A 1,951-nucleotide genomic window follows, 5' to 3' on the forward strand; every position below is an offset into this window, starting at 1 on the left:
CGAGGTGAGTCGGCAGCGGGAATCTCACCCGCCGCCGCTCGCAGAACCGTGCGGGAGCCTCTCGACTCACACGGCTCCCGTTGCCCAGCCATCAGGTTTGAGGCCGAACCGCCAGTGGGCGAATATGTTGGGATACCGGCGGGCCGTGCCAGCCAGTAGTTCTCCCGCGCGTTTCTCCCGGCGGCGTAGTCGTTTGTACTTTTGGCAAGCCCAGCCCACCAACATGCGGTTGATGCGCCGGAGGAGGGGATACAACATGGACTTGTAGAAGCGTCCGTAATAGTTGATCCATCCCTGCACGACGCTGTTGAACATCCGTGCAAGGTCCATCAGGGACTTATCACTGCGTTGAGCGATGCGCCAGGAACGCATCTCCTTGCCCATCGCCTTGATCGCCTCCTTGCTGACCGCGGGCAGGAAGTTCACAAAGTGCTTCCCATACCGGTTCTTGGCCAGTCTCGGCCGGAACGTGTACCCGAGGAACGTGAACGACGTGTGCTCGTACGAGTCTCGTCGGTCAGCGTCCTTGCAGTACACGATGCGCGTCTTGTCCGGATGCAGCTCCAGACCGACCTGCGCCAATCTCGCTGCGAGCGCGTCCCGCACACGGCGGGCCTGGTGCTCGCTGCGGCAGTGAATCACCGCATCGTCGCAATACCGCTCGAACGTGATGTGCGGGAACTCCCGCCCGAGCCACGCATCGAACGCGTAGTGGAGATACAGATTCGCCAGCACGGGCGAGATCGCCGATCCCTGGGGAGTCCCGCGATCCCGTTGCTGCACCGAACCGTCCGCCTTCGCCAGCGGCGCCACCAGCCACCGCTTGACATAAAGGAGGACCCACTTCCCGTCCGCGTCAACATGCCGCTCGACGGCCTTGAGCATCAGCTCATGGTCCACGCTGTCGAAGAACGCTCGAATGTCGAGATCGACCACCCAGTCGTTCCGCCAACAGCGTCGCCGGCACGTCTCCACCGCGTCCAGCGCAGACCGCCTCGGCCGGTAGCCATAGGAGTCCGGGTGGAACACAGGCTCCACCCGCCTCTCCAGGTACATAGCGGCCACCGTCTGGGCGATCCGGTCAGCCACAGTGGGCACCCCAAGCACACGGACACCTTTCCCGCCCGCCTTGGGGATCTCCACGGCCTTCACCGCCGGAGGGAAATACGAGCCAGACGACATGCGATTCCACAGCTTGTACAGATTCCCCTTGAGGTTCTGCTCGAACTGCCCGATCGAAACGCCGTCCACCCCCGGTGCACCCCGATTGGCTTTGACCCTCAGATAAGCCTCCCACACTATCGACTTGGAAATGTAAAACGTCTTGACCTCGGCCTGCGGCCTTGATCTGTTCACCTGGCTCCTCCCGAGAATTCCGGTTGACCACCAAACAAGATCGGGACAACCCGCCCCCTTCGCTCCGCCCCCATTACAGAGACTTCATCACTACTACGAGGCGGTCCGCCCCCCTGCCACGCATCGGTACTCAGCCCCTCACAGTTTCAGCTGCTTGGGGTTCTCCCTTATCGCCAAAACCGGCCTTCAACCTGACCGGCGGCAGCATCGCGGCGAGGGGTTCCCACGTTCCGCACTGGTGCCTGTCACCGAGCTCGCGCCACCTTCATGCCGGGCCGCCACCTGGCCAGGAATACAGGAACCCGCCAGACTTGTCCCGGGGCAACAACTGGACCCCGGTTTCGGCAACCACTCATACGCTTACGACACTTCAGCAGTGGTTCACTCACGTTCGCCTTCTCGGCACGCACCTGACGCATCTCGTGCGCCTTTTCCGCAGTGCTCATCACCCCGGCTCATTCACCGGAGCAACCTGCGGTGGTTTGGGATCTCCCCCTGCGTGGGCGATCCCGGAGGGCCCACCTCCATCACCAGTGCAGCATCACGTCAAGAGCTTCCGTCTACATCGGAACCTCCTGTTGTGTTCGTGGCGCAC

Annotated in this window: 1 protein-coding gene; it reads right to left on the reverse strand. The window is 62.5% G+C overall.

Going from position 1 to position 1,951, the window contains the following annotated elements:
- Positions 1–66: 66 nt before the first annotated feature.
- Positions 67–1,356, reverse strand: a complete 1,290-nt coding sequence (gene ltrA / locus ACWD5Q_RS35385; RefSeq protein WP_451431169.1) for a group II intron reverse transcriptase/maturase — start codon at positions 1,354–1,356, stop codon at positions 67–69.
- Positions 1,357–1,951 lie beyond the last annotated feature (595 nt).

The sequence above is a fragment of the Streptomyces sp. NPDC002513 genome (genome assembly GCF_053595355.1).